This is a genomic window from Leucobacter edaphi (assembly GCF_016522535.1).
GTDB classification, from domain to species: domain Bacteria; phylum Actinomycetota; class Actinomycetes; order Actinomycetales; family Microbacteriaceae; genus Leucobacter; species Leucobacter edaphi.
This window is the reverse complement of record NZ_JAEHOI010000011.1, coordinates 119679-141994: the sequence shown is the minus strand read 5'-3', so window position 1 is coordinate 141994 and position 22316 is coordinate 119679. Positions and strand designations below refer to the sequence as shown.

At 69.4% G+C, this 22316-nt stretch carries 24 protein-coding genes; 21 read left to right on the top strand and 3 right to left on the bottom strand.

Features of this window, described 5'->3' with window-relative positions:
* Window positions 1–20 precede the first annotated feature (20 nt).
* From atpD to JD292_RS10745, 4 genes are all read left to right on the top strand, one after another.
* The gene (gene atpD / locus JD292_RS10760) at window positions 21–1484 is read left to right on the top strand and encodes a F0F1 ATP synthase subunit beta (protein ID WP_200132753.1); all 1464 of its coding nucleotides are present in this window, start codon (window positions 21–23) and stop codon (window positions 1482–1484) included.
* Window positions 1485–1487: 3 nt separating this feature from the next.
* The gene (locus tag JD292_RS10755; protein WP_200132752.1) at window positions 1488–1754 is read left to right on the top strand and encodes a F0F1 ATP synthase subunit epsilon; all 267 of its coding nucleotides are present in this window, start codon (window positions 1488–1490) and stop codon (window positions 1752–1754) included.
* A gap of 162 nt (window positions 1755–1916) precedes the next feature.
* Window positions 1917–2714 carry a YaaA family protein gene (locus JD292_RS10750; protein ID WP_200132751.1) on the top strand — a complete coding sequence of 266 codons (798 nt, stop codon included), beginning with the start codon at window positions 1917–1919 and terminating at the stop codon, window positions 2712–2714.
* Between the two features lie 29 nt (window positions 2715–2743).
* Entirely contained in the window at window positions 2744–3586 is an 843-nt protein-coding gene (locus tag JD292_RS10745; protein WP_200132750.1) for a PP2C family protein-serine/threonine phosphatase, read from the top strand.
* Window positions 3587–3705: 119 nt separating this feature from the next.
* Here the strand turns inward: JD292_RS10745 and JD292_RS10740 are convergent, their stop codons facing one another.
* Window positions 3706–5064 carry an aminotransferase class III-fold pyridoxal phosphate-dependent enzyme gene (locus JD292_RS10740; RefSeq protein ID WP_200132749.1) on the bottom strand — a complete coding sequence of 453 codons (1359 nt, stop codon included), beginning with the start codon at window positions 5062–5064 and terminating at the stop codon, window positions 3706–3708.
* Between the two features lie 66 nt (window positions 5065–5130).
* Between JD292_RS10740 and JD292_RS10735 the strand changes: the two genes are divergently transcribed.
* From JD292_RS10735 to JD292_RS10670, 14 genes are all read left to right on the top strand, one after another.
* Entirely contained in the window at window positions 5131–5631 is a 501-nt protein-coding gene (locus JD292_RS10735) for an OsmC family protein (RefSeq protein WP_200132748.1), read from the top strand.
* A 10-nt stretch (window positions 5632–5641) separates the two neighbouring features.
* Window positions 5642–7240 carry a methionine--tRNA ligase gene (gene metG, locus JD292_RS10730; protein ID WP_200132747.1) on the top strand — a complete coding sequence of 533 codons (1599 nt, stop codon included), beginning with the start codon at window positions 5642–5644 and terminating at the stop codon, window positions 7238–7240.
* Window positions 7237–8142, top strand: a complete 906-nt coding sequence (locus tag JD292_RS10725) for a TatD family hydrolase (protein ID WP_200132746.1) — start codon at window positions 7237–7239, stop codon at window positions 8140–8142. The genes metG and JD292_RS10725 overlap by 4 nt, the downstream gene beginning before the upstream one ends.
* Window positions 8139–9062: a 16S rRNA (adenine(1518)-N(6)/adenine(1519)-N(6))-dimethyltransferase RsmA gene (gene rsmA / locus JD292_RS10720; RefSeq protein WP_200132745.1), complete on the top strand. Its 924-nt coding sequence runs from the start codon at window positions 8139–8141 to the stop codon at window positions 9060–9062. Before JD292_RS10725 ends, rsmA begins: the two co-directional genes overlap by 4 nt.
* Before the next feature lie 74 nt (window positions 9063–9136).
* Complete coding sequence (locus tag JD292_RS10715) at window positions 9137–10072, top strand: 4-(cytidine 5'-diphospho)-2-C-methyl-D-erythritol kinase (protein WP_200132999.1); 936 nt, start codon at window positions 9137–9139, stop codon at window positions 10070–10072.
* A gap of 168 nt (window positions 10073–10240) precedes the next feature.
* Window positions 10241–10693, top strand: a complete 453-nt coding sequence (locus tag JD292_RS10710; RefSeq protein WP_200132744.1) for a VOC family protein — start codon at window positions 10241–10243, stop codon at window positions 10691–10693.
* Window positions 10694–10775: 82 nt separating this feature from the next.
* Entirely contained in the window at window positions 10776–11459 is a 684-nt protein-coding gene (locus JD292_RS10705; protein ID WP_200132743.1) for a DsbA family oxidoreductase, read from the top strand.
* A gap of 78 nt (window positions 11460–11537) precedes the next feature.
* Entirely contained in the window at window positions 11538–11741 is a 204-nt protein-coding gene (locus tag JD292_RS10700) for a hypothetical protein (protein WP_200132742.1), read from the top strand.
* A gap of 183 nt (window positions 11742–11924) precedes the next feature.
* Entirely contained in the window at window positions 11925–13796 is a 1872-nt protein-coding gene (locus JD292_RS10695; RefSeq protein ID WP_200132741.1) for an ABC-F family ATP-binding cassette domain-containing protein, read from the top strand.
* Between the two features lie 201 nt (window positions 13797–13997).
* Window positions 13998–14258, top strand: coding sequence for a hypothetical protein (locus JD292_RS10690; RefSeq protein WP_200132740.1), 261 nt, complete (start codon window positions 13998–14000; stop codon window positions 14256–14258).
* Entirely contained in the window at window positions 14258–14692 is a 435-nt protein-coding gene (locus JD292_RS10685; protein ID WP_200132739.1) for a thioredoxin family protein, read from the top strand. Before JD292_RS10690 ends, JD292_RS10685 begins: the two co-directional genes overlap by 1 nt.
* On the top strand, window positions 14689–15210 hold the full coding sequence (locus JD292_RS10680; protein WP_200132738.1) for a DUF4395 domain-containing protein: 522 nt from the start codon (window positions 14689–14691) through the stop codon (window positions 15208–15210). The genes JD292_RS10685 and JD292_RS10680 overlap by 4 nt, the downstream gene beginning before the upstream one ends.
* A gap of 88 nt (window positions 15211–15298) precedes the next feature.
* A complete protein-coding gene (locus tag JD292_RS10675; protein WP_200132737.1) occupies window positions 15299–16294 on the top strand; it encodes an NAD-dependent epimerase/dehydratase family protein in 996 nt (331 codons plus the stop codon).
* Window positions 16295–16419: 125 nt separating this feature from the next.
* Complete coding sequence (locus JD292_RS10670) at window positions 16420–17541, top strand: magnesium and cobalt transport protein CorA (protein WP_200132736.1); 1122 nt, start codon at window positions 16420–16422, stop codon at window positions 17539–17541.
* On the opposite strand, the gene JD292_RS10665 is transcribed toward JD292_RS10670, so the two are convergent.
* Complete coding sequence (locus JD292_RS10665; protein WP_200132735.1) at window positions 17519–17965, bottom strand: hypothetical protein; 447 nt, start codon at window positions 17963–17965, stop codon at window positions 17519–17521. The genes JD292_RS10670 and JD292_RS10665 overlap by 23 nt on opposite strands.
* 438 nt (window positions 17966–18403) lie before the next feature.
* On the opposite strand from JD292_RS10665, the gene JD292_RS10660 reads away from it, so the two are divergent.
* Both JD292_RS10660 and JD292_RS10655 read left to right on the top strand, forming a co-directional pair.
* Window positions 18404–19489, top strand: a complete 1086-nt coding sequence (locus JD292_RS10660; RefSeq protein WP_200132734.1) for an S-(hydroxymethyl)mycothiol dehydrogenase — start codon at window positions 18404–18406, stop codon at window positions 19487–19489.
* Complete coding sequence (locus JD292_RS10655) at window positions 19486–20127, top strand: MBL fold metallo-hydrolase (RefSeq protein WP_200132733.1); 642 nt, start codon at window positions 19486–19488, stop codon at window positions 20125–20127. The genes JD292_RS10660 and JD292_RS10655 overlap by 4 nt, the downstream gene beginning before the upstream one ends.
* Window positions 20128–20199: 72 nt before the next feature.
* Here the strand turns inward: JD292_RS10655 and JD292_RS10650 are convergent, their stop codons facing one another.
* On the bottom strand, window positions 20200–20883 hold the full coding sequence (locus JD292_RS10650; RefSeq protein ID WP_200132732.1) for a TetR/AcrR family transcriptional regulator: 684 nt from the start codon (window positions 20881–20883) through the stop codon (window positions 20200–20202).
* A 173-nt stretch (window positions 20884–21056) separates the two neighbouring features.
* Between JD292_RS10650 and JD292_RS10645 the strand changes: the two genes are divergently transcribed.
* Window positions 21057–22283: an acyl-CoA dehydrogenase family protein gene (locus JD292_RS10645; RefSeq protein WP_200132731.1), complete on the top strand. Its 1227-nt coding sequence runs from the start codon at window positions 21057–21059 to the stop codon at window positions 22281–22283.
* Window positions 22284–22316: the final 33 nt, after the last annotated feature.

Here is a 22316-nt window from a genome sequence, read left to right as displayed (position 1 = left end):
AAGCACGAAGAGAGAGAATCATGACCGAAACCGCCGCAGTGGCGTCTGAGGCCGCAACGAAGGTCGTCGGGCGAATCGCTCGCGTGACCGGCCCCGTCGTCGACATCGAGTTCCCGCACGACGCGATCCCTGGCGTGTACAACGCACTCGAGACCACCGTTGACTTCGGCGATGGCTCGGAGCCGAGCAAGCTCGTCCTCGAGGTCGCACAGCACCTCGGTGACAACCTCGTCCGCGCGATCGCCCTGAAGCCCACCGACGGCCTCGTCCGCGGCCAGGAAGTCTTCGACACCGGTGACTCGATCACCGTCCCCGTCGGCGACATCACCAAGGGCAAGGTCTTCAACGTGACCGGCGACGTCCTCAACCTCCCCGAGGGCGAGCAGATCGAGGTCAGCGAGCGCTGGAGCATCCACCGCGAGCCCCCGGCCTTCGACCAGCTCGAGTCGAAGACCCAGCTCTTCGAGACCGGCATCAAGGTCATCGACCTCCTCACCCCGTACGTCCAGGGCGGCAAGATCGGCCTGTTCGGTGGCGCGGGCGTCGGCAAGACGGTCCTCATCCAGGAGATGATCCAGCGCGTGGCCCAGGACCACGGCGGCGTCTCCGTGTTCGCCGGCGTCGGCGAGCGCACCCGTGAGGGCAACGACCTCATCCACGAGATGGACGAGGCCGGCGTCTTCGACAAGACCGCCCTCGTGTTCGGCCAGATGGACGAGCCGCCGGGGACGCGTCTCCGCGTCGCCCTCTCCGCCCTGACGATGGCGGAGTACTTCCGCGACGTGCAGAAGCAGGACGTGCTGCTCTTCATCGACAACATCTTCCGCTTCACGCAGGCCGGTTCCGAGGTCTCGACGCTGCTCGGCCGCATGCCCTCCGCTGTGGGCTACCAGCCGAACCTCGCCGACGAGATGGGCATCCTCCAGGAGCGCATCACCTCGACCCGCGGTCACTCGATCACCTCGCTGCAGGCGATCTACGTCCCCGCGGACGACTACACCGACCCGGCCCCGGCGACCACCTTCGCCCACCTCGATGCGACCACCGAGCTCTCGCGTGAGATCGCCTCGAAGGGCCTGTACCCGGCTGTGGATCCGCTGACCTCGACGTCGCGCATCCTCGATCCCCGCTACCTCGGCGCGGATCACTACCGCGTGGCCACCACGGTCAAGCAGATCCTCCAGAAGAACAAGGAGCTCCAGGAGATCATCGCGATCCTCGGTGTCGACGAGCTCTCCGAAGAGGACAAGATCACCGTGGCACGCGCACGCCGCATCCAGCAGTTCCTCTCGCAGAACACCTACATGGCGAAGAAGTTCACCGGTGTCGAGGGCTCCACGGTTCCGCTCAAGGACACCATCGAGTCGTTCGACGCGATCGCCAAGGGCGAGTTCGACCACGTCGCCGAGCAGGCGTTCTTCAACGTCGGTTCGATCTCCGACGTCGAGGAGAAGTGGGCAGCGATGCAGAAGGACATGGCCTAAGCCATGGCGACGCTCAACGTCAGTGTCGTCTCGGCCGACCGCGCGGTCTGGTCGGGCGAGGCCAAGCAGGTCGTCGCCAAGACGCTCGAGGGCGAGATCGGCATCCTCGCCGGTCACGAGCCGATGCTCGCGATCCTGGCAGAGGGTGGCGCGGTCCGCGTGACCACCGCCGCGGGTGAGAAGGTTGCGATCGACGCGGAGGGCGGTTTCCTCTCGGTCGACCACAACACGATCACGATCGTCGCCGGCCAGGCGACGCTCGCCGCGTAACAGCGCACACTCGCACGAGAGGCCGGTCGGTCGCCCCAGGGCGCCCGGCCGGCCTCTCGTCGTATCACGCCCCCGCCGGGCCCCAGTGCACCGGCTCCGCCGGTTCCTCCAGTTCCTCCGGCTCTCCCCAACGGTTCATCCCGATCTCGCGAAAGGCCCGCAATGCTCGTCCTCCTCCCGCCGTCAGAGACGAAGCGCGCGGGCGGCTCGGGCCGCCTGTCCGCCGAGGAGCTGTCGCACGGCGACGCGCTCGCCGAGGCCCGAGCGCGCGTTCGGGCCGCGCTCGTCGCCCTCAGCGGTGACGAGGAGACGGCCGCGAAAGCGCTGAAGCTCGGCGTGAAGAACCGCGGCGAGCTGCAGCGCAACCTCGAGCTCGGCACGAGCGGGACGATGCCGGCGATCGATCGGTACACGGGCGTGCTCTATGACGCGCTCGACGCCGCCACGCTCGACGATGCTGCTCGGGCCTGGATCGATCGCAACGTCCTCATTCAGTCGGCGCTGTTCGGTCTGATCGCGGCGGACGATGAGATTCCCGCGTACCGGGTCTCGGGCGGCTCTCGTCTGCCCGATCTCGGCGCCCCGCTGAAGCGGGTGTGGGCCGAGGCGCACGCCGATCTGCCGTGGCCGGAGGGGGAGTTCCTCCTCGACCTCCGCTCTAAGGACTACGCGCAGCTCGCGCCGCTGCCAGCGGGCGCGGGGGAGGCGCTCGCGGTCGTGCAGCGCGGGGCCGACGGTACGGTGCGCGCGCTCAATCACTTCAACAAGGCGGCGAAGGGCGATCTCGTGCGACGGCTCGCCCGGTCCGGCGCGGCGATCGCCTCGGCAGACGAGCTGATCGCCTGGGCCCCCGGAGCAGGCCTTGAGATCCTCCGCGTTCCCGAAAACGGCCAGCTGACCCTCGTCACCGATCTCGGTGCGCCGGGCGCCCGGTCCGGGACCGCGGATACGGCAGGGTAGGATATTCGAGTGTTCATTGGGAGAAGTTGGTGACCGCGCGCGGGGAGAACGCGTCGCGTCGACGTTTACGCTTCCATGAAGACATCGAAACCGAGATCGAACTCTCCTGGTTCGCCTGCACCGACACGGGCCGTCGGCGCGAGAACAACCAGGACAGCTACGTCACCACTCCGCCGGTGTTCGCGGTCGCTGACGGCATGGGCGGCCACTCCGCGGGCGAGATCGCTTCCGCAGCGGTCGTGCGGCGTCTCGCCGAGCTCGGCGGTCGCCTGAGCATCAGCGAGAGCGATATCGACGAGACGCTCGGGGACGCCGTCGACGACATCGAGCTCGACGCGGGCGACACCGAATTGGGTGCAGGCACCACGGTCACCGGCGTCTGCATCAGCAACGAGGATGCGCCGACGTGGAAGGTCTTCAACATCGGCGACTCGCGCGTCTACCAGTACTTCAAGGGCGCCCTGAGCCAGATCACGGTCGATCACTCCGTGGTGCAGCACCTCATCGACACCGGGGCCATCACGGAGGAGGAGGCGGAAGTTCATCCGCACGCCAACGTGATCACGCGCGCGGTGGGCTTCAACGAGGCGCCGATCCCCGACTACACGTCGCTCGCTCTGATCCCCGGCCAGCGGATCATGATCTGCTCCGACGGGCTCACCAAGGAGCTCACCGACATCGGAATCCAGCACTTCCTCGCGACGCAGCCGACGGCCGAGACCGCCGCGCGCATGCTCGTGGCGCAGGCCGTCGAGAACGCGGGTCGCGACAACGTGACGGTCATCGTGATCGACGTGCACGCGGTGGGCGACGTGATCGACACGGGAAGCCTGGCTTCGTCGGGGATCAGCGTCGAGGAGCTGGAGAGCTAGTCGTTCCCTACGCCCCCTGAGGGGCGTATTCGCGGACCCATCCGGCCGCGAATGATCGAAAAGGGCGCCGCACGGAACGATCCGTACGGCGCCCTTTCTGCCCTGATCGGGCCCGAAGCTTACGACCCGGCCGCGGTGAGTGCCTCGTCGAGCACTGCGATCACATCGCCGATGAGCGCGTCGCTCATCTTGAGCGACGGCAGGAAGCGGATGCCCTGGTTGTAGATGCCGGTGCTGAGGAGCAGCACGCCGCGCTGCGCCGCCTCGGCGATCACGCGATCGACGAGCTCAGGGTCGGCCTCGAGGGTGCCCGGCTTCGTGAGCTCGATCGCGAGCATCGCCCCGCGGCCGCGCACCTCGGCGATCGCCGGGTGCTTCTCCTGGAGTGCGCGGAGGCCGTCGCCGAACACGCTCTCGATGCGCTTCGCTTCTGCGAGCAGGTTGTTCTTCTCGATCTGCTCGAACACGGCGACCGCGGCGGCGCAGGACACCGGGTTGCCGCCGAAGGTGCCGCCCAGGCCGCCGGGGAGCGACTTGTCCATGATCTCGGCGCGGCCCGTGATGCCGGCGAGCGGCAGGCCGCCGGCGATGCCCTTCGCGGACAGCACGATGTCGGGCTGCACGCCGAAGCGCTCGATCGAGAACACGGCGCCGGATCGGGCCATTCCGGCCTGCACCTCGTCGGCGATGAAGACGATCCCGTTCTCGCGGCACCACTCCGCGAGCGCGGGGAGGTAGCCGTCGGCGGGGACGATGAAGCCGCCCTCGCCCTGGATGGGCTCGACGACGAGGCAGGCGAGGTCGGCTGCGCCGGCGGTCTTCTCGAGGTGCGCGATCGTGCGGGCTGCGGCCTCGGCGCCGGTGAGGCCGTCGTGCAGCGGGTACGAGTTGGGGGCGCGGTAGATGTCGCCGACGCGGGGGCCGTAGCCGAGCGCGTAGGGGGCGCCCTTGTGGTTCATGCTCGAGGTGAGCATGGTGCGGCCGTGGTAGCCGTGCTCGAGCACGGCGACGCCGGGTCGGCCGGTGTACTTGCGCGCGATCTTGACGCCGTTCTCGACGGCCTCGGCGCCGGAGTTCATGAGGAGGGTCTTGTAGGGGGCGTCCTCGGAGGAGCCGGGGACGTGCTTCGCGAGGTATTCCGCGACCTGCACGTAGGGCTCGTAGGGGGTCATGGTGAAGAGCGTGTGGGTGACGCGGTTGAGCTGGTCGGTTGCGGCCGCGACGACCGCGTCGTCGGTGTGCCCGATCGTGGTGACGCCGATTCCGCCGCAGACGTCGATGATCCGGTTGCCGTCGACGTCGACGAGGATCGAGTCGTGCGCGCGGTCGATGTAGACCGGGAGCACGCTGTGCACGCCGGGCGGGACCACGCGCGTGCGTCGCGCATGGATCTCCTTCGAGCGGGGGCCGGGGATCTCGGTGACGACGAGACGTTCCTGGGGGATTGCGGTTTCAGGCTGCTGGGTCGCTTCGCTCATACGCCGAAGTCTACTCCGGAGCGGGGATCATTCCGGGGAGGGTGCGTCCCGGACTAGGATCGCCGCATGCGCGAGTTGCACGAGTACCGGGTCGAGATCGAGTGGCAGGGCAACCGGGGGACCGGCACGAGCGGGTACCGCGAGTACGGTCGGGAGCTCGAGATCCGCGCGGCGGGGAAGGCGCCGCTGCCCGGATCGGCCGATCGGACGTTCCACGGCGACGCCGATCGCTGGAACCCGGAGGAACTGCTGCTCACCGCGGTGGCCCAGTGCCACATGCTGTCGTATCTGCACGCCGCGGTGCGCGCGGGGGTGGTGGTGACGGCGTACCGGGATCGCCCGGTCGGGGTGATGCGCCAGCGGGGCCTCGGGGGAGCGTTCGAGGAGATCCTGCTCAGGCCGGTCGTCACGGTGGCCGATCCGGCGATGGTGGACGCCGCGCGCGAGGCCCATGTCGAGGCGAATCGGAACTGCTTCATCGCGAACTCGGTGAACTTCCCGGTGCGGCACGAGGCGGAGATCCTCGTGGACCGTCATCTGGCCGAGAATGTCGGCGGTTCCGAATAGAATGGCCCTCATGGCCACGCGCTCCTCGTTCTTCCTGACCACGCCCATCTTCTATGTCAACGATGCCCCGCACATCGGGCACGCGTACACGGAGGTGGCCGCGGACGTGCTGGCCAGGTGGCACCGCCAGGCCGGCGACGACACCTGGCTGCTCACCGGAACCGATGAGCACGGCCAGAAGATTCTGCGCACCGCGACGGCGAATGGCGTCGCCCCGAAGGAGTGGGCGGACCGCCTCGTCGAGTCGGCGTGGAAGCCGCTGCTCGAGCAGATCGACATCTCGAATGACGACTTCATCCGCACCACGGATGCGCGTCACGAGGAGGGCGTCGCGAAGTTCCTGCAGAAGCTCTACGATGACGGTCACGTCTACGCAGGGGAGTTCGAGGCGCTCTACTGCGTGGGCTGCGAGGAGTTCAAGCCCAAGTCGGAGATCGTTGATGGGACCGGGGAGTTCGAGGGCCAGAAGGTCTGTGCGATCCACTCGAAGCCGCTCGAGCTACTGCAGGAGAAGAACTACTTCTTCAAGATGAGCGCGTTCCAGGATCGACTGCTCGCGCTCTACGAGGCGCGCCCCGACTTCGTGCAGCCCGCGAGTGCGCGCAACGAGGTGGTCGCGTTCGTGCAGCAGGGCCTCGAGGATCTCTCGATCTCGCGGACGTCGTTCGACTGGGGTATCCCGATCCCCTGGGATGAGTCGCACGTCACCTACGTCTGGTTCGACGCGCTGCTCAACTACATCACCGCCGTCGGCTACGGCCAGGACGAGGCCGAGTTCGGCCGTCGCTGGCCCGCGAACCACCTGGTGGGCAAGGACATCCTGCGCTTCCACGCCGTGATCTGGCCGGCCATGCTGATGGCGGCGGGCCTTGAGGTGCCCGAGCACGTGTTCGCGCACGGCTGGCTCCTCGTCGGCGGCGAGAAGATGTCGAAGTCGAAGCTCACGGGCATCGCCCCGAACGAGATCACCGACACCTTCGGTTCGGACGCCTTCCGCTACTACTTCATGCGCGCCATCTCCTTCGGGCACGACGGCTCGTTCAGCTGGGAGGATCTCGCGGCCCGCTACCAGGCGGAGCTCGCCAACGGCTTCGGCAATCTCGCGAGCCGCGTGCTCGCCATGAACCGTAAGTACTTCGAGGGCCGGGTGCCCGAGCGCGGCACGGAGGAGCCGGCGGACATCGCGATCCGCGAGCTCGCTGCCGAGGTCGCGCTGCGCGCCGATGCCAGCATCCGCGGCTTCGCCGTGCACGAGGCCATCGCCGCGATCTGGGAGCTCGTCGACGCGCTGAACGGCTACATCACGGAGCAGGAGCCCTGGGCGCTCGCCAAGGATCCCGAGCGTCGTGCGCGCCTCGGCACGGTGCTCTACACGGCAACCGAGGGGCTCCGCGCGCTCGCCGAGCTGCTGGCGCCCGTGATCCCGCGCGCCACCGCGAAGCTGTGGACGGCGCTCGGCGCCGAGGCCTCCTTCGGCGCGCTCGAGGCGCAGCCGATCCGCGAGGCCGGTAACTGGGGCCGCCTCCTGCCGGGCACCGAGCAGGGCCCGCTCGAGGTGCTCTTCCCGCGGATCGAGACCGACGCGGCAGGGGAGGGAGCCGCCAAGTGAGCTCCGAGGCCCCCGCGGGCGGCATTCGCAAGCGCACGGCGACCGAGGGCCGCGATCTGACGCGCCCGCAAGCTCCCGAGCCGCTGCCGATCCCGGTCTACGACAATCACACCCACCTCGAGTTCGAGGACGGCTTCGATCAGCCTGAGCCCGTCGAGTCACTCGATCTTGCCGAGTCGGTCGGCGTGCGCGGCGTCGTGCAGGTCGGCACCGACCTCGAGACGAGCCGGTGGAGCGCCGCGCTCGCCGCGAGCGATCCCCGCGTGCTCGCGGCCGTCGCGCTGCACCCGAACGAGGCCCCGCGCCTGTTCGCGGAGGGCCTGCTCAGCTCGCATCTTTCCGAGATTTCGCGGCTCGCTGCGCAGCCGCGCGTGCGCGCGGTCGGCGAGACGGGGCTCGACTTCTTCCGTACGGGTGAGGACGGCCGCGACGCGCAGATCGAGTCGTTCGAGACCCACATCGAGATCGCGAAGGCGAACGGGATCGCGCTGCAGATCCACGATCGCGACGCGCACGACGAGGTCGTCGCGACGCTGCTCCGCGTCGGTGCCCCGGAGCGCACGGTGTTCCACTGCTTCTCCGGCGACGAGAGGCTCGCCCGTGTCTGCAACGAGCACGGCTGGTACATGTCGTTCGCCGGCACGATGACGTTCAAGAACGCGCCGGCCCTGCGGGAGGCGCTGACGGTCGCCCGCCCCGAGCTCGTGCTCTGCGAGACGGACGCGCCGTTCCTCACCCCCGAGCCGTTCCGCGGCCGCCCGAACGCGCCCTACCTGCTTCCGCACACGGTGCGCCGCATGGCGGAGACGCTCGGCCTGCCCCTCGACGAGCTCTGCGCGCGCCTCGCGGAGAACACGGAACGCGTCTACGGCCTGTGGGACCCCGAGACGGACGAGGCATGAGCCCCGAAACCGACGAGGTGAATGGACCGGCCGAGCGGGCCGATTCCGCCGGCCTCCTCGGCCCCGCTCAGGTGCGCGAACTCGCCGAGCGACTCGGCGTCTCACCCACCAAGAAGCTCGGCCAGAACTTCGTCATCGACCCGAACACGGTGCGCAAGATCGTCCGCCTCGCGGGCGTCGAAGCCGGGGATCGCGTGATCGAGGTCGGCCCCGGCCTCGGCTCCCTCACACTCGGCATCACCGAGACGGGCGCAGACGTCACCGCGGTTGAGATCGATCACCGCCTCGCTGAGGAGCTTCCCGCGACCGCCCGCGCGATGCAACCGGGCGTCTTCCCTACGGACGGTCCCGCGCGCCTGCGCGTCATTCGCAGCGACGCGCTCGAGATCACCGCTGAGCAGCTCGCAGCGCTGCCGGCGGCGCCGGAGGTCCTCGTCGCGAACCTGCCCTACAACGTCTCGGTCCCGATCCTCATGCACTTCCTCGAGCTCATCCCCGAGCTGCGGGCCGGCCTCGTCATGGTGCAGGCGGAGGTGGGCTACCGCGTGGCCGCCGGTCCCGGCTCCAAGGAGTACGGCGCCCCGAGCGCGAAGGCCGCGTGGTACGGGGAGTGGCGGATCGCTGGAAAGGTCAGCCGCCAGATCTTCTGGCCCGTTCCCGGCGTCGACTCGGTGCTCGTCGGCTACGAGCGCCGCGCCGAGCCGCGCGGCAGTGAGGCGGAGCGGGCGCTCACCTTCGAGCTCGTCAACGCGGCCTTCGCGCAGCGCCGCAAGATGCTGCGCCAGGCGCTCCAGCCCGTGCTCGGCGACACGTCCCGCACCGTCGGGGTGCTCGAGGCCGCGGGAGTCGCCCCGACGGCGCGCGCGGAACAGCTCGGAATCGAGGACTTCCTCGCGATCTGCCGCGCCGCGGGATCCTGATCGGAACCGCTACGCGACCTGGGTCCGCTCCCGGGATGGAAAATCGTGCACCCGCGGTGCGCTACCGTTATGACATGGGCACGAATCAGCGGCGTTCGGTCACCGTGCGCGCACCCGGGAAGATCAACGTCTTCTTCCGCGTCGGCGCGCTCCAGGATGACGGCTACCACGACGTGGCCTCCCTCTACCAGGCCGTCTCGCTGTTCGAAGAGGTGACGGCCACGGAGGCGGATGCCTTCTCGCTCCGCTTCACCGGCCCGATCGAGTCCGACCACCTGCCCGTCGACGATTCGAACCTCGCCATGGCGGCCGCAAAGCTCCTCGCCGAGCGCACCGGCTACTCGGGAGGCGCGGAACTCACGGTGCTGAAGCGCGTCCCCATCGCGGGCGGCATGGGCGGGGGCTCGGCCGACGCCGCCGCGACGCTCGTCGCCTGCGACGAGCTCTGGGGCACGGGCCTCGGCCGCGCCGGACTCCTCCCGCTCGCAGCGGAGCTCGGCGCTGACGTCCCGTTCGCGCTCGAGGGCGGCACCGCCGTCGGCACGGGGCGCGGCGACGAGCTCAGCCCCGCGCTCGCAAAGGGCGCGTTCCACTGGGTGCTCGCGCTTTCGGACTCGGGCCTCAGCACCCCGGTCGTGTACCGCACGCTCGACCAGCATCGCGACGTGCACCTCGGCGATCTCGGCCCGCAGCCGGAGTTCGTGAAGGTCGACACCGCGGTGCTGCAGGCGGTGCGCGTGGGAGACGCTGGCTCCCTCGCCGAAGCGATGCACAACGACCTCCAGGTCGCGGCCCTGAAGCTCGCCCCAGAGCTGACCGAATTGCTTGAGCTCGGCGAATCGCGGGGCGCGCTCGCGGGAATCGTCTCCGGATCGGGGCCCACGGTCGCCTTTCTCACGGGAAGCCCGCAGGAGGCCGCCGAGCTCCTCGGCATGCTCACCCGCAACGGGATCCGCGCCCTCACCGCCTCCGGTCCGGTTCCCGGCGCGCGGGTGCTCGACGCGCCCTGAGCCTGGACGGACGGCCGGACCGACGCGCGCTCCGGGCTGTTCCGCTGGGCAGCAGGGCTGGGCGAGAGACGCTTCAGAGGAATTTCACGATTTGCTCTTGGCAAGCTCCCCGGTGTTTTGCATGCTTGAGGGGTCAGCGCACACCGGAACGAGCCGAAGGGGACTCGCATGATCTTCGTCAACCTCACCACCACCGATCTCGAACGAAGCAAAGCGTTTTACACCGCGCTCGGCTGCGAGATCAATCCGCTGTTCACGGACGAGAACGCGGCCTGCGTCGTGTGGGATGAGAACACCTTCTTCATGATCCTCACGCACGGCCACTTCGCGCAGTTCACGGACAAGCCCATCGTCGATCCGCGCACGGGTGCCCAGGTGATCGTCGCCCTCACCCGGGATTCCCGCGAGCACGTCGACGCCACCGTCACCGCTGGCCTCGCCGCGGGAGGCGGGGAGCACCGTGATCCGCAGGATTACGGCTTCATGTACCAGCGCAGTCTCAGCGACCCGGACGGCAACCTGCTGGAGTTCACGTACATGGAGCCGCAGGCCGCGGAGGAGGGACCTGGAGCCTACGTCGACGAGCACGGCGCCGGCCCCGATCCCGTCCCGGGCGCCTGAGTTCGGAGCGCCAGGGGCGCGTGGCGCTGGGAACGGCTACGGAACAAGGAATAGTGCGGGGAGCAGGAGAGTTGAGGAGAGCATGAGTGAGTCTGTGAAGATCGACGTCTGGTCCGACATCGCGTGCCCGTGGTGCTACATCGGCAAGCAGCGTTTCGCGAGCGCCACCGAGGCGTTCACGGCGAAGCACCCCGACGTCGCGCTGGAGATCGAAACGCACAGCTTCGAGCTCGCCCCCGACACCCCGCTCGATTTCCAGGGCAGCGAGATCGACTTCCTCGTGCGCCACAAGGGCATGCCGGCGCCGCAGGTCGAACAGATGCTCGGGCAGATGACCGAGCTCGGTCGGGCCGACGGCATCGAGTTCGATTTCGCGCGGGTGAAGCACGCGAACACGCAGCGCGCGCACCGGATCCTGCACCTCGCGAAGGAGCGCGGGCTGCAGCAGGAGACACTGGATCGCCTGTTCCGCGCGTACTTCTCGGAGGGTGCGGACATGTCGGACCCCGAAACCCTCGCCGCGCTCGGCGCGGAGGCCGGGCTCGATCCCGACGAGGTGCTGGCGGCGCTCGACAGCGAGGAGTACGGGCAGGCGGTGCAGCGCGACATTATGCGCGCGCGCTCGCTCGGCATCAACGGCGTCCCGTTCTTCCTGCTCGACCAGAAGTACGGTGTCTCGGGGGCACAGCCGGTCGAGGCGTTCGAGGGCGTCCTCGAGCAGGTGCTCGGGTTCGCCCGGGGCACCGTTGAGGCCCCCGCGAACTGAGATTCTTGCGGCGCAGGATCACTGCGTCGTCCCCGTATCCACCGCGTAATACGCGAATATCCCGATCGGAGCATCCACATGAGCGACACCACGAAGACCGCGGACCCCGCGACAGCCGAGTCGGCTGCCGCTGCGAGCGCAGCTGACGTGCAGACCAACCCCGAGGCGAGCATCGCCGGAGCGGCCGGCTTCGCCGCGGCCGAGTCCGCGGAGATCCTCAACCTTCTCGGTGACGACGCGGCCGGCGGATCCTGCTGCGGAGGATCCTGCTGCAGCGTCTGATCCGCAGACCGATCCGCAGACCGTTCCGCCGCCTGATCAGCGGCCCGATCCAGAGCTGAACCGGCGCCCCGTTTCGCCGTGACGACCGGCGGTAGACTGCATGCGGCCGGGGATTCCCGGAATCTCCGCGCGCAGGCCCCGCCGCGCGCAGCATTCCACGCAGAAACGAGCACCTGAACAGTTATGGCGCATCTCCTGGGGGCCGAGGCCCTGCACCTCGAGGTCCCGACGAAGACCGTCTTCGACTCCGTGACGATCGGCGTTGCCGAGGGCGACCGGATCGGTATCGTCGGCCGCAACGGCGACGGCAAATCGAGCCTCCTGATGATGCTCGCGGGGCGCCGCGAACCCGATAGCGGGCAGGTCACGATGCGCGGCGGAACGACGATCGGCGTGCTCGATCAGGCCGACGTTTTCCCTGATGGGGAGACGGTCGGCCACGCGATCGTGGGGGATCGGCCCGAGCACGAGTGGGCCGGCGATCCGCGGGCTCGCGAGGTGATCGCGGGTCTCGTCGCCGATCTCGACTGGGATGCCGAGGTGTCGGGCCTCTCGGGCGGCCAGCGCCGCCGCGTCGCGCTCGCCCGCCTCCTCGTCGGCGACGACGAGATCCTGTTCCTCGACGAGCCGACGAACCACCTCGACGTCGAGGGCATCGCCTGGCTCGCGGATCATCTGCAGCGCCGCTGGCCGCGCGGCCAGGGCGCGCTGCTCGTCGTCACCCACGATCGCTGGTTCCTCGACGAGGTCTGCACGGCGACGTGGGAGGTGCACGATCGCATCGTGGACCCCTTCGAGGGCGGTTATGCCGCGTATGTGCTGCAGCGCGTCGAGCGGGATCGCCAGGCGGCCGCCGTGGAGCAGAAGCGCCAGAATCTCGCCCGCAAGGAGCTCGCGTGGCTGCGCCGTGGCGCGCCCGCGCGCACCTCGAAGCCGAAGTTCCGCATCGACGCGGCGAACGCCCTGATCGAGGACGTCCCGGAGATCCGCGACGCGGTCTCGCTGCGCTCGCTCGCGGTGGCGCGTCTCGGCAAGGAGGTCGTCAACCTGCTCGACGCCGGCGTCTCCTACGGCGATCGCGTGGTGCTGGAGGACGTGGAGTGGCTGCTCGCCCCCGGAGAGCGCACCGGCATTCTGGGCGTCAACGGGGCGGGAAAGTCGACGCTGCTGGGACTCATCTCCGGCGACATCGAACCGACGAGCGGCCGCGTGAAGCGCGGCAAGACCGTCAAGGTCGCCACGCTCACGCAGCGCCTCGACGAGCTCGAGGAACACCTGAACGATCCGGTCCGCGTGGTGATCGGCCGCCTCCGGACGAGCTTCACCGTCGGTTCGGGATCGAAGGCGCAGGAGCTGACGCCGGGGCAGATGCTCGAGCGAATGGGATTCTCGAGCGCCCAGCTCTCCACCCCGGTGAAGGATCTCTCCGGCGGGCAGAAGCGCCGCCTGCAGCTCCTCCTCATCCTGCTCGATCAGCCGAACGTGCTGATCCTGGACGAGCCGACCAACGACCTCGACACCGACATGCTCGCCGCGATCGAGGATCTGCTCGACTCGTGGCCGGGCACGCTGATCGTCGTCTCCCACGACCGGTACTTCCTCGAGCGCGTCACCGACCAGCAGTACGCGATCCTCGACCGTCGCCTGCGGCATCTGCCCGGTGGCGTCGAGGAGTACCTGAAGCTTCGGACCGCTGAGGAGCGGGCCAAGGCGGCTGCGGCAGCGGCGCCGGCCGGTGCCGCTCGGGGCGGGGCGGGTGCGGGATCGGTGTCCGGATCGGGATCGGGCGCGTCTGCACCCCTGTCCGCCGCGGGCCAGAAGGCCCCCGCGCTCGGTGGCGCCGAGCGCCGCGCCCTCGAGAAGGAGGTGCAGGCGATCGAGCGGCGGCTCGCGAAGCTGGAGTCCGAAATCGCGGGTGTCCACGCGCGGATGGCCTCGCACGATCAGTCCGACTACGCGGGTCTCGCCTCCCTCGGCGATGAGCTCGGGGCGTTTCAGTCCGAGGTCGCGGAGAAGGAGGAGCGCTGGCTCGAACTCTCGGAGCAGCTCGGCTAGCTCTGGCTCGCGGGTGCGGCCGCGCCCCACACACCGCTGCTGATCAGGAGTTCGGATTCGCGCGTCGCAATTCGCGCCGCTGGATCGCTTCCGGACGCCGTCCCGCGCGGGGGTGCGTGGCGTTCTCAGGCGTCTCCCTGCGCGGCGTAGCAGGGAGTAAAACAGGCGAACTCTCGCGGGAATCTGATTAGCCTGCATGGCATGAGCACCTCCAGAGACGACGCACCCGCACCCGGCCCCCGGGCGCGGGTCATGTGCGCCGTCTCGCTGTCGGCGCCCGATTTCTTCCACGCCCGGATCAGCGAGGAGGAGCTGCCTCCGACTCGTTCCGCCGAGCCGACTGCCCTCGCGGGGTCGGCGAGCGGTGGCCGTGCCCGCTCGCATCAGCTGTTCAGGGTCGGGGCGTTCGCCGGGCTCGCGCGCGTGGCCGGCCGGGCCGGGCGCGATTGGGAGGGGCGGTAGTGGATCCGCTCGCGGGCGCGGCCGGTGTGGCGGCCCTCGTGTCGCTCGCGACGCTGATCGGACTCGTGCTTCGGCGGCGCTCGTCGCGTGTGAAGCGCGGGGACGGCAGTGGACAGGCCCTTGACCCCGCGGACTTCGGGCTGGACCGCTTCGGACCCGCGGGCGCGGTGGTGCAGTTCAGCACCGAGTTCTGTTCCCGGTGCCCCGGCGTGCAGCGCCACCTCTCCGCTCTCTCCGGGCAGCACGCGTCCCTGCAGTTCCTGCACCTGGACGTCACGCGAAAACCTGAGGTCGCCACCAAGTATCGGCTGCTGCAGACCCCCACAGTGCTCACCATCGGCTCAGACGGGATCCTCCGATCTCGGCTGAGCGGAGCACTCACCCGTGAGCAGCTCGCCGCTGCCGTCAACGAACTCACCGGAGAATCACCATGACGAACGCCTCGCCCTCCCGCCCCGAAGGCAGCATCGATCCACGCGGACCGAGATTCGGCGCCGGGATCACCTCGGCCCTGCTCCTCGTCGGCGTCTATCTCTCGACGATCGGCGTTTCGCCGGGATTGCCGGGGGCGTCGCTCGCGGAACGCGCCCTCGACCCGGGGTTCCTGCTGCAGGCCGCGGTCGCGGTGCTTTTCGCCTGGTCGCTGGTCTCGGCGCGGACGCAACCGCTGGCCGCGCTCTTCCGCTCCCTGGTGCAGCCTCGACTGACCCCGCCGGGGGAGTGGGAGGACGCGAGACCGCCGCGATTCGCGCAGGGCGTTGGCCTCGCCGTGGTCGGGGTTGGCCTGATCCTGCACCTGATCGGGGTGCCGTGGGCGCTCGTGATCGCGGGGGCGGCGGCGTTCGTGGCTGCGTTCCTGAACGCGGCGTTCGGCTTCTGCCTCGGCTGCGAGCTCTATCTGCTGCTCGTGCGGGCCGGCCTGATCCGTCGAGGGGGCCGTGCGGCCGTGTGAGCCGGCGGCGTGTGATCCGCGGCCCGATGGTGCTCCGCCATCAGCGAACCCGGTTTCGCCTCCGCGGCCGGCCTGATGAGCTGGTCGCATGAACATTCTGGTGCTTGGCGGAACCGCGTTTCTCGGACGGGCGATCGCGCTGGCTGCGCTCGTCCGGGGCCACGAGGTGACCTGCCTCGCCCGCGGCACGGATGAGGCCCCCGGCGGGGTCGACTTCGTTCGCGCGGACCGCGACGAAAGCGACGGTCTGCGACTCGTCCGCGACCGGCGCTGGGACGCGGTGATCGACGTCTCGCGGCAACCCGGCCAGGTCCGGCGAGCGGTTCGCGAGCTGCGCACCAGGCACTGGGTGTTCGTCTCATCAGGCAACGCCTATGCGGACTTCTCCCGGATCGAGCAGGACGAGGACGCGGCGACGCTGGCACCCCTCGCATCCGACGTGATGGCGGACATGTCGCAGTACGGACCGGCGAAGGTTGCGTGTGAGCAGGCGGTTCGCTCGGTGGACGGGCCGGCGACGATCGTCCGATCCGGCCTGATCGCCGGGCCGGGGGATGCCACGGGCCGCAGCGGATACTGGCCGTGGCGTTTCGCTCATCCCACGGGCCCCGACGTGATCGCTCCGGACGATCCGACCTTCCCGTGCGCGATGATCGACGTCCGCGACCTGGCCGACTGGATCGTTGCAGCCGCGGAACAGCGTATCGACGGGGTGTTCAACGCGACCGGCCCGACGACGACGCTGGAGCGCGTCCTCGAGGCGGCAGCCGAGGTGGCCGGCAGCGATGTGCCCGTGCGCCCGGTCCCCGCGGCCCGACTCGCCGAGCTGGGGGTCGGAGGGTGGATGGGACCCGCGACGCTCCCGCTGTGGATCGACGATGCCGACTGGCGCGGCTTCGCGACGATGAACACGGAGCGGGCGCGCGCGGCGGGCCTCGTCACCCGGCCGCTGACCCACACGCTGCGGGACGCGCTCGCCTACGAGGAGACGCGAACGTCCCCCCGGCTTACCGGGCTCGACGACGAGGAGGAGCGCAGGGTGCGCCTCGCCCTCGACCGCGAGGCAGACTCCTCGGCGTTGTGAACCGGAAACCCCGCGAAGTGCAGCGGGCCCGACACGGCGATCAGCCCGACCGCTCCTGCTGATCGGGCACCCATGCGAGCCGCACGATACTGTTACGGGGTTCACGGATCGAGAGAAGGTGACCGATGGCAGGTCAGAGCACGCATCACACTCCACGTCGCGCGGTGAACCTGCTCGGCAGATCAGCCGCGAGAACGGCGGTGGCACCCGCGAAACCCGAGGTCCCGAGCCTCACCACGCGCATCGTCGACGGCGTGCAGCAGGATCGCTGGCACTCGGAACGACTCGCTGATGCGCTCTCCTTCGCGCGCAACACGCCCGAGGGGATGGCTGTCACCCTCATCTCCCACCCGACTCCCACGAATATCGCGGAGCTCTCGACGGCGTGGGAGCTCCACCCGCTGCTCGTCGAGGATCTGCTGCACGCGGATCAGCGCCCCAAACTCGAACGCTACGACGACGTACTCTTCATCGCGGTGCGCGCGGCGCGCTACATCGACGCGACCGAGGAGGTGGAGTTCAGCGAGTTCCACATCCTGACCCGACCGGGCGCGCTCGTGCTGATCTGCCAGGACGGGAGGCTCCTCGACGGCTCGATCATCTCCGAGGAGGCGGCAGGCACCGGCATCGACGATCGCCTCAAGGGCGTGCTCCGCCTGCAGAATCCCGAGCTGATCAGGCTGGGATCCGAGGCGCTTGTCTATCAGCTGCTCGACGCAATTGTCGACGCCTGCTTCCCCGTGCTCGACGGGTTGCAGATCGACAAGGAGCAGATCGAGCGCCAGGTGTTCAGCGGCGACGACTCGGCCGCCGAGCGCATTTACCGTCTGAACGAGGAGGTCATCGACCTGCTTCACGCGAACACGGCGCTCGCCCAGGTGCTCCGAGGATTCCAGCGGGGCGCCGAGAAATACGCGATCCCCGACGAGCTGCAGGCCTATCTGCAGGACGTCGCCGACCATCTCGTGCGCGTGATCAGCGAGGTCACGGAGCTGCGCAGCTCGCTCTCGCAGGTGCTCAGCGTCAATTCGACCCTCGTGGCGCAGCGGCAGAACGAGGACATGAAGAAGATCTCCGGCTGGGCCGCGATCCTGTTCGCCCCGACCCTGATCGCGGCGATCTATGGAATGAACTTCGACGTGATGCCGGAACTGCACTGGGCCTTCGGGTACCCGACGGCGGTGGTCCTGATGTTCGCGTTCGCGGCGGGACTCTTCTGGTTCTTCAAACGGAAGAAGTGGATGTAGGGCGCGGGTTGCGCACGCGCAGGCCCCCCGCGATCGCGAGCACGATGGAGGCCGCGAGCAGCCCGGGAAAAGCGGCGAAGAATCCCGGCTGGGAGAGCATTTCGTTGCCGTAGAGCAGGTAGTCGACGCTCACGACGACGAAGCCCGCCCCCGTCCCGAGCAGCGCCGCCCAGACGGGCGCGTCCCCGCGCGCGCCGAGGAGTGCCGCGCTCCCGATCAGCGCCGCCGCCACGAAGATGATCGCCATCTGGGCCATGACCCACAGCCCGTAATCCCCCGTGAGAGGGTCGATCGCGTCGAAGAGGAACACCGCGGCCCCGATACCGATCGCCGCGCCGACGGGCGGAAGCAGGAGTGCGAGCCACAGCGCAATCTGCGGGACTCGTACGCGGGCCACGGGCAGGTCGATCGTCGTACTGGTCATCGGAAGTGCCTTTCGATCGGGCGCCGGCCGGGCGGTGCGGCGATCGTCGGCGCACCGCACCGAGGAAGAAGCATCGGCGCGGTGAGAACGCTGCGGGGTCCGGATCCTCGTCCGGCTCGTGGGGGGAGAATTCGAGACGAGGAATCACCCGGCCCCGCAGGTGCCCCGATCATAGGCAGGGTGTCGTTCCAGGGGCCAGGGGCGCCGAGGGGTTCGGCACAGGGCGTTCGACCCATCCCGGGGCGTGCGCCAGTTCGGGCGCACGCGCCCTCCGTGACCGGCGAGGCGCGTGCCTCGGGGACTGAGCCGCACCGGGACAGCACCCGGCTGGCCCCCGCGTGCGACGCAGGATAGCCTGATGAGGCACGGCGAAGCGGCCGAATCGGCCCGCACGCACGCGTGCTTGTTCCAGCGGAAGCGCGGGGGAGAGGACACCACATGGCCTATCGAGTACAGGGCGTCGTCGTCAGGGAGAAGGATGCTCCGGCGACGATCGAGACCGTCATCGTTCCGGATCCGGGTCCGGGCGAGGCCGTCGTCGACATCATCACGAGCGGGGTCTGTCACACGGATCTCCACTACCAGCAGGGCGGAATCTCAGACGACTTCCCGTTCCTGCTCGGCCACGAGGCCACCGGACGGGTATCGGCCGTCGGCGAGGGCGTCACGGAGATCGCCGTTGGGGATCGCGTGATCCTGAACTGGCGCGCCGTCTGCGGCCAGTGCCGGGCCTGCGCGAAGGGGCAGCCGCAGTACTGCTTCAACACGCACAACGCCACCCAGAAGATGACGCTCGAGGACGGCACAGAGCTGTCCGCGGCGCTCGGGATCGGCGCGTTCATCGAGAAGACGCTCGTCGCTGCCGGACAGTGCACGAAGATCGACGAGGAGTCGGACGCCGCGGCGGTCGGCCTGCTCGGCTGCGGCGTGATGGCTGGCATCGGCGCCGCGATCAACACGGGCGAGGTCAAGCGCGGCGAGTCGGTCGCCGTGATCGGCTGCGGCGGCGTCGGCACCGCAGCGATCGCGGGAGCGCAGCTCGCCGGGGCCACCACGATCATCGCCGTCGACATCGACGACGCGAAGCTCGAGCAGGCGAAGCGCTTCGGCGCGACGCACACGGTGAACTCGAAGAACGAGGATCCCGTGGCTGCGATCCAGGCGCTCACCGGCGGTTTCGGCGCCGACGTCGTGATCGACGCCGTGGGGCGCCCCGAGACCTACAAGCAAGCGTTCTACGCTCGCGACCTCGCCGGTCGAGTCGTGCTCGTGGGCGTTCCGACCCCCGAGATGCAGCTCGAGCTGCCCCTGCTCGACGTGTTCGGCCGCGGCGGATCGCTGAAGTCGTCCTGGTACGGCGATTGCCTGCCGAGTCGCGACTTCGCGATGCTCATCGACCAGTACAAGCTCGGGCGGCTTGACCTCGACGGCTTCGTCACCGAGCGCGTCGGCCTCGGCGACGTCGAGGCGTCGTTCGCGAAGATGGGCGACGGTACGGTGCTCCGCTCGGTGGTGGAACTGTGACCGGGCAGGCGGGCGGCGCCCGTATCGAACGCCTGATCACGAGCGGAACGTTCTCGCTCGACGGCGGCACGTGGGACGTCGACAACAACGTCTGGATCGTCGGTGACGACGAGACGGTGATCGTGATCGATCCCGCCCACGACGCGCAGGCCGTGAAGGATGCTGTCGGCGACCGCAAGACCCACATGGTGCTGCTCACGCACGGCCATGACGACCACATCCGCGCCGCGCGAGAGGCGGCGAACCTGCTTGACGCGCCGCTGCTCCTCAACCCCGAGGATCGGATGCTGTGGGATGCGGTGTACCGGGACGAGCCCGACGCCGAGATCGAGGGCGGCGACGTGTACGTCGTGGCCGGGATCACGCTGAAGGCGCTGCACACGCCCGGGCACTCGCCCGGCTCGACGTCCTTCTACTCGCCCGAGCTCGGCACCGTGTTCACGGGGGACACCCTGTTCGCGGGCGGTCCTGGCGCGACGGGCCGCTCCTACAGCGACTTCCCGACGATCATCCATTCGATCGAGCGCGAGCTCTTCACCCTGCCCGACGACACCGTCGTCAATACGGGGCACGGTGACTCGACCACGATTGGCGCGGAGAAGCCGCAGCTGCAGGAGTGGATCGCGCGCGGGCACTGATCCCGCGCAGATCCCGGAAGGGCAGCGAACGAGGCGGGCGGATTCCACATGGATCCGCCCGCCTCGCGCGCGCTACCCGCGCTCGAGTTCCGCGGCGACCGCGTCGAGGATCGCCTCGGGCGATCCCGCCGCGTCGTAGACCGCGACGACCACGCGGCGTCGCTCGCCCTCGGCGTCGGGTGAGAGGTAGCCCTCGAACAGCGAAACGGCGCGACGGAGATCGCGGGTCGCGACAGCGTCGGCGTCCGCCACGCGGCCACGGAGCCAGTCGCGAAGTGTCTGGTTGTGGACCGCGACGAGCGAGGCCGCGAGCGCCGCGGCGACCCACTCAGGCGTGCCCTCGGGTGCGCGGTCCCTGATGGTGCGGGCGAAGACGCGCTCGTAGCGGTGCGTGATCACGAGCTCGCGATCCCGGAGCGCCGGGGTGTGTCGCATGAGGTCGAAGCGGAGGCGGGCGGCCTCAGGGTCGCGGATCAGGAGGCGAAGCACGTCGGCGGTGCCCTGCACGAGCGCCGCGGCGAGGGGGAGCTCGGTGGCGGCGAGGAAGGCCTCGAGCGTCTCGAGGGCCTGATCGTGATCGGCGAACACCACGTCGTCCTTGCTGCCGAAGCGGCGGAAGAACGTGCTGCGGCTCATTCCCACGGCGTCCGCGAGATCTCCGGCCGTGGTCGCCTCGTACCCGCGATCGGCGATGCAGCGGATCGCCGCGGCCGAGCTGTCGAGGGTGGGCGCTGGGCGCGATGGTCTCGTGGACATGCCTTGAACGTAGCACAGCATCGCCGAATGAGACTTGGTTTCACATCTGAAGATCCTGAATTCTCGCGGATTTCACCCCGCTGATGATCGAACTCGGGCTTGACGAGAGACGGAGTCTCAGGCATCCTCGAAGCAACGATGCCTCCGCGAACGCCGAGGCGGAGAGGAACCCGATGTCGAACGCGAAGAACGCACCAGAGCCACAGGGCACCGTCGAGCCGGAATACCAGCTCTGGGAGCCCATCGACACCGACATGGCCGGTGTCTTCACCGGGATCTCCGCCGAGGATCAGGCCTACCGCGATCGTGCCCGCGCGTTCGTGCAGGAGGAGGTGCGGCCCGTGATCGCCGGCATCTGGGATCGCGCCGAGTACCCGCTCAACCTCGCCGTTCGTCTCGGCGAGCTCGACCTCCTGCGAGACGGCGTCTCCGTCCCCGGGTTCCCCGAGCAGAGCCTGCTCGCCGCGAGCCTCACCACGATGGAGCTCGCCCGCGGCGACGGCTCGGTCGCCACGATCGTCGGCGTCCAGGGCGGCCTCGCACTGCGCTCGGTCGCGAGCTGCGGCTCCGACGCGCAGAAGGAGCGCTGGCTCGAGCCCCTCGCCCGCGGCACCGAACTCGGCGCCTTCGCGCTCACCGAGCCCACGCACGGCTCCGACTCGGTGAGCCTCGAGACCCGCGCGGTGGCCGTCGAGGACGGCTACGAGATCACGGGCAACAAGAAGTGGATCGGATCCGGCAGCGTCGGCCAGCTCGCCGTGGTCTGGGCGCGCGGCGACGACGGCCAGGTGCAGGGCTTCCTTGTCCCGCAAGATGCCGAGGGCTACCACGCGAAGACGATCGAGGGGAAGGTGTCGCTGCGCGGCATCTGGCAGGCCGAGATCGAGCTCGCGGGCGTCCGCGTGCGCGAAGAGGACCGCATGCCGGGCGCTCGCAGCTTCAAGGACACGGCCCGCATCCTGCAGGCCACCCGCCTCGGCGTCGCCTGGGCCGCACTCGGCCAGGCCACCGCCGTCTACGAGACCTCCGTGCACTACGCGAAGCAGCGCGTCCAGTTCGGCCGCCCGCTCGCCGCCTCCCAGATCGTGCAGGCCCGTCTCGCCGAGATGCTGAGCCAGCTGACCACGCTGCAGTCGCTGCTCATGTCGCTCACCCGCGCGGAGGAGCGCGGCGAGCTCTCCGGCCCCGGCGCCTCGCTCGGCAAGTACACGGCCACCCGTACGGCCCGCGACATGGCGCGCAACGCCCGCGACCTCCTCGGCGGCAACGGGATCCTGCTCGAGAACCGTGTCGCACGCCACTTCGCCGACATCGAGGCACTCCACACCTACGAGGGCACCGAGACGGTGCAGGCGCTCATCATCGGCCGCGACATCACGGGGGTTTCGGCGTTCGCGTGAGCCGGGCATGCGAAGGGCCCGGGCAGATCCCTC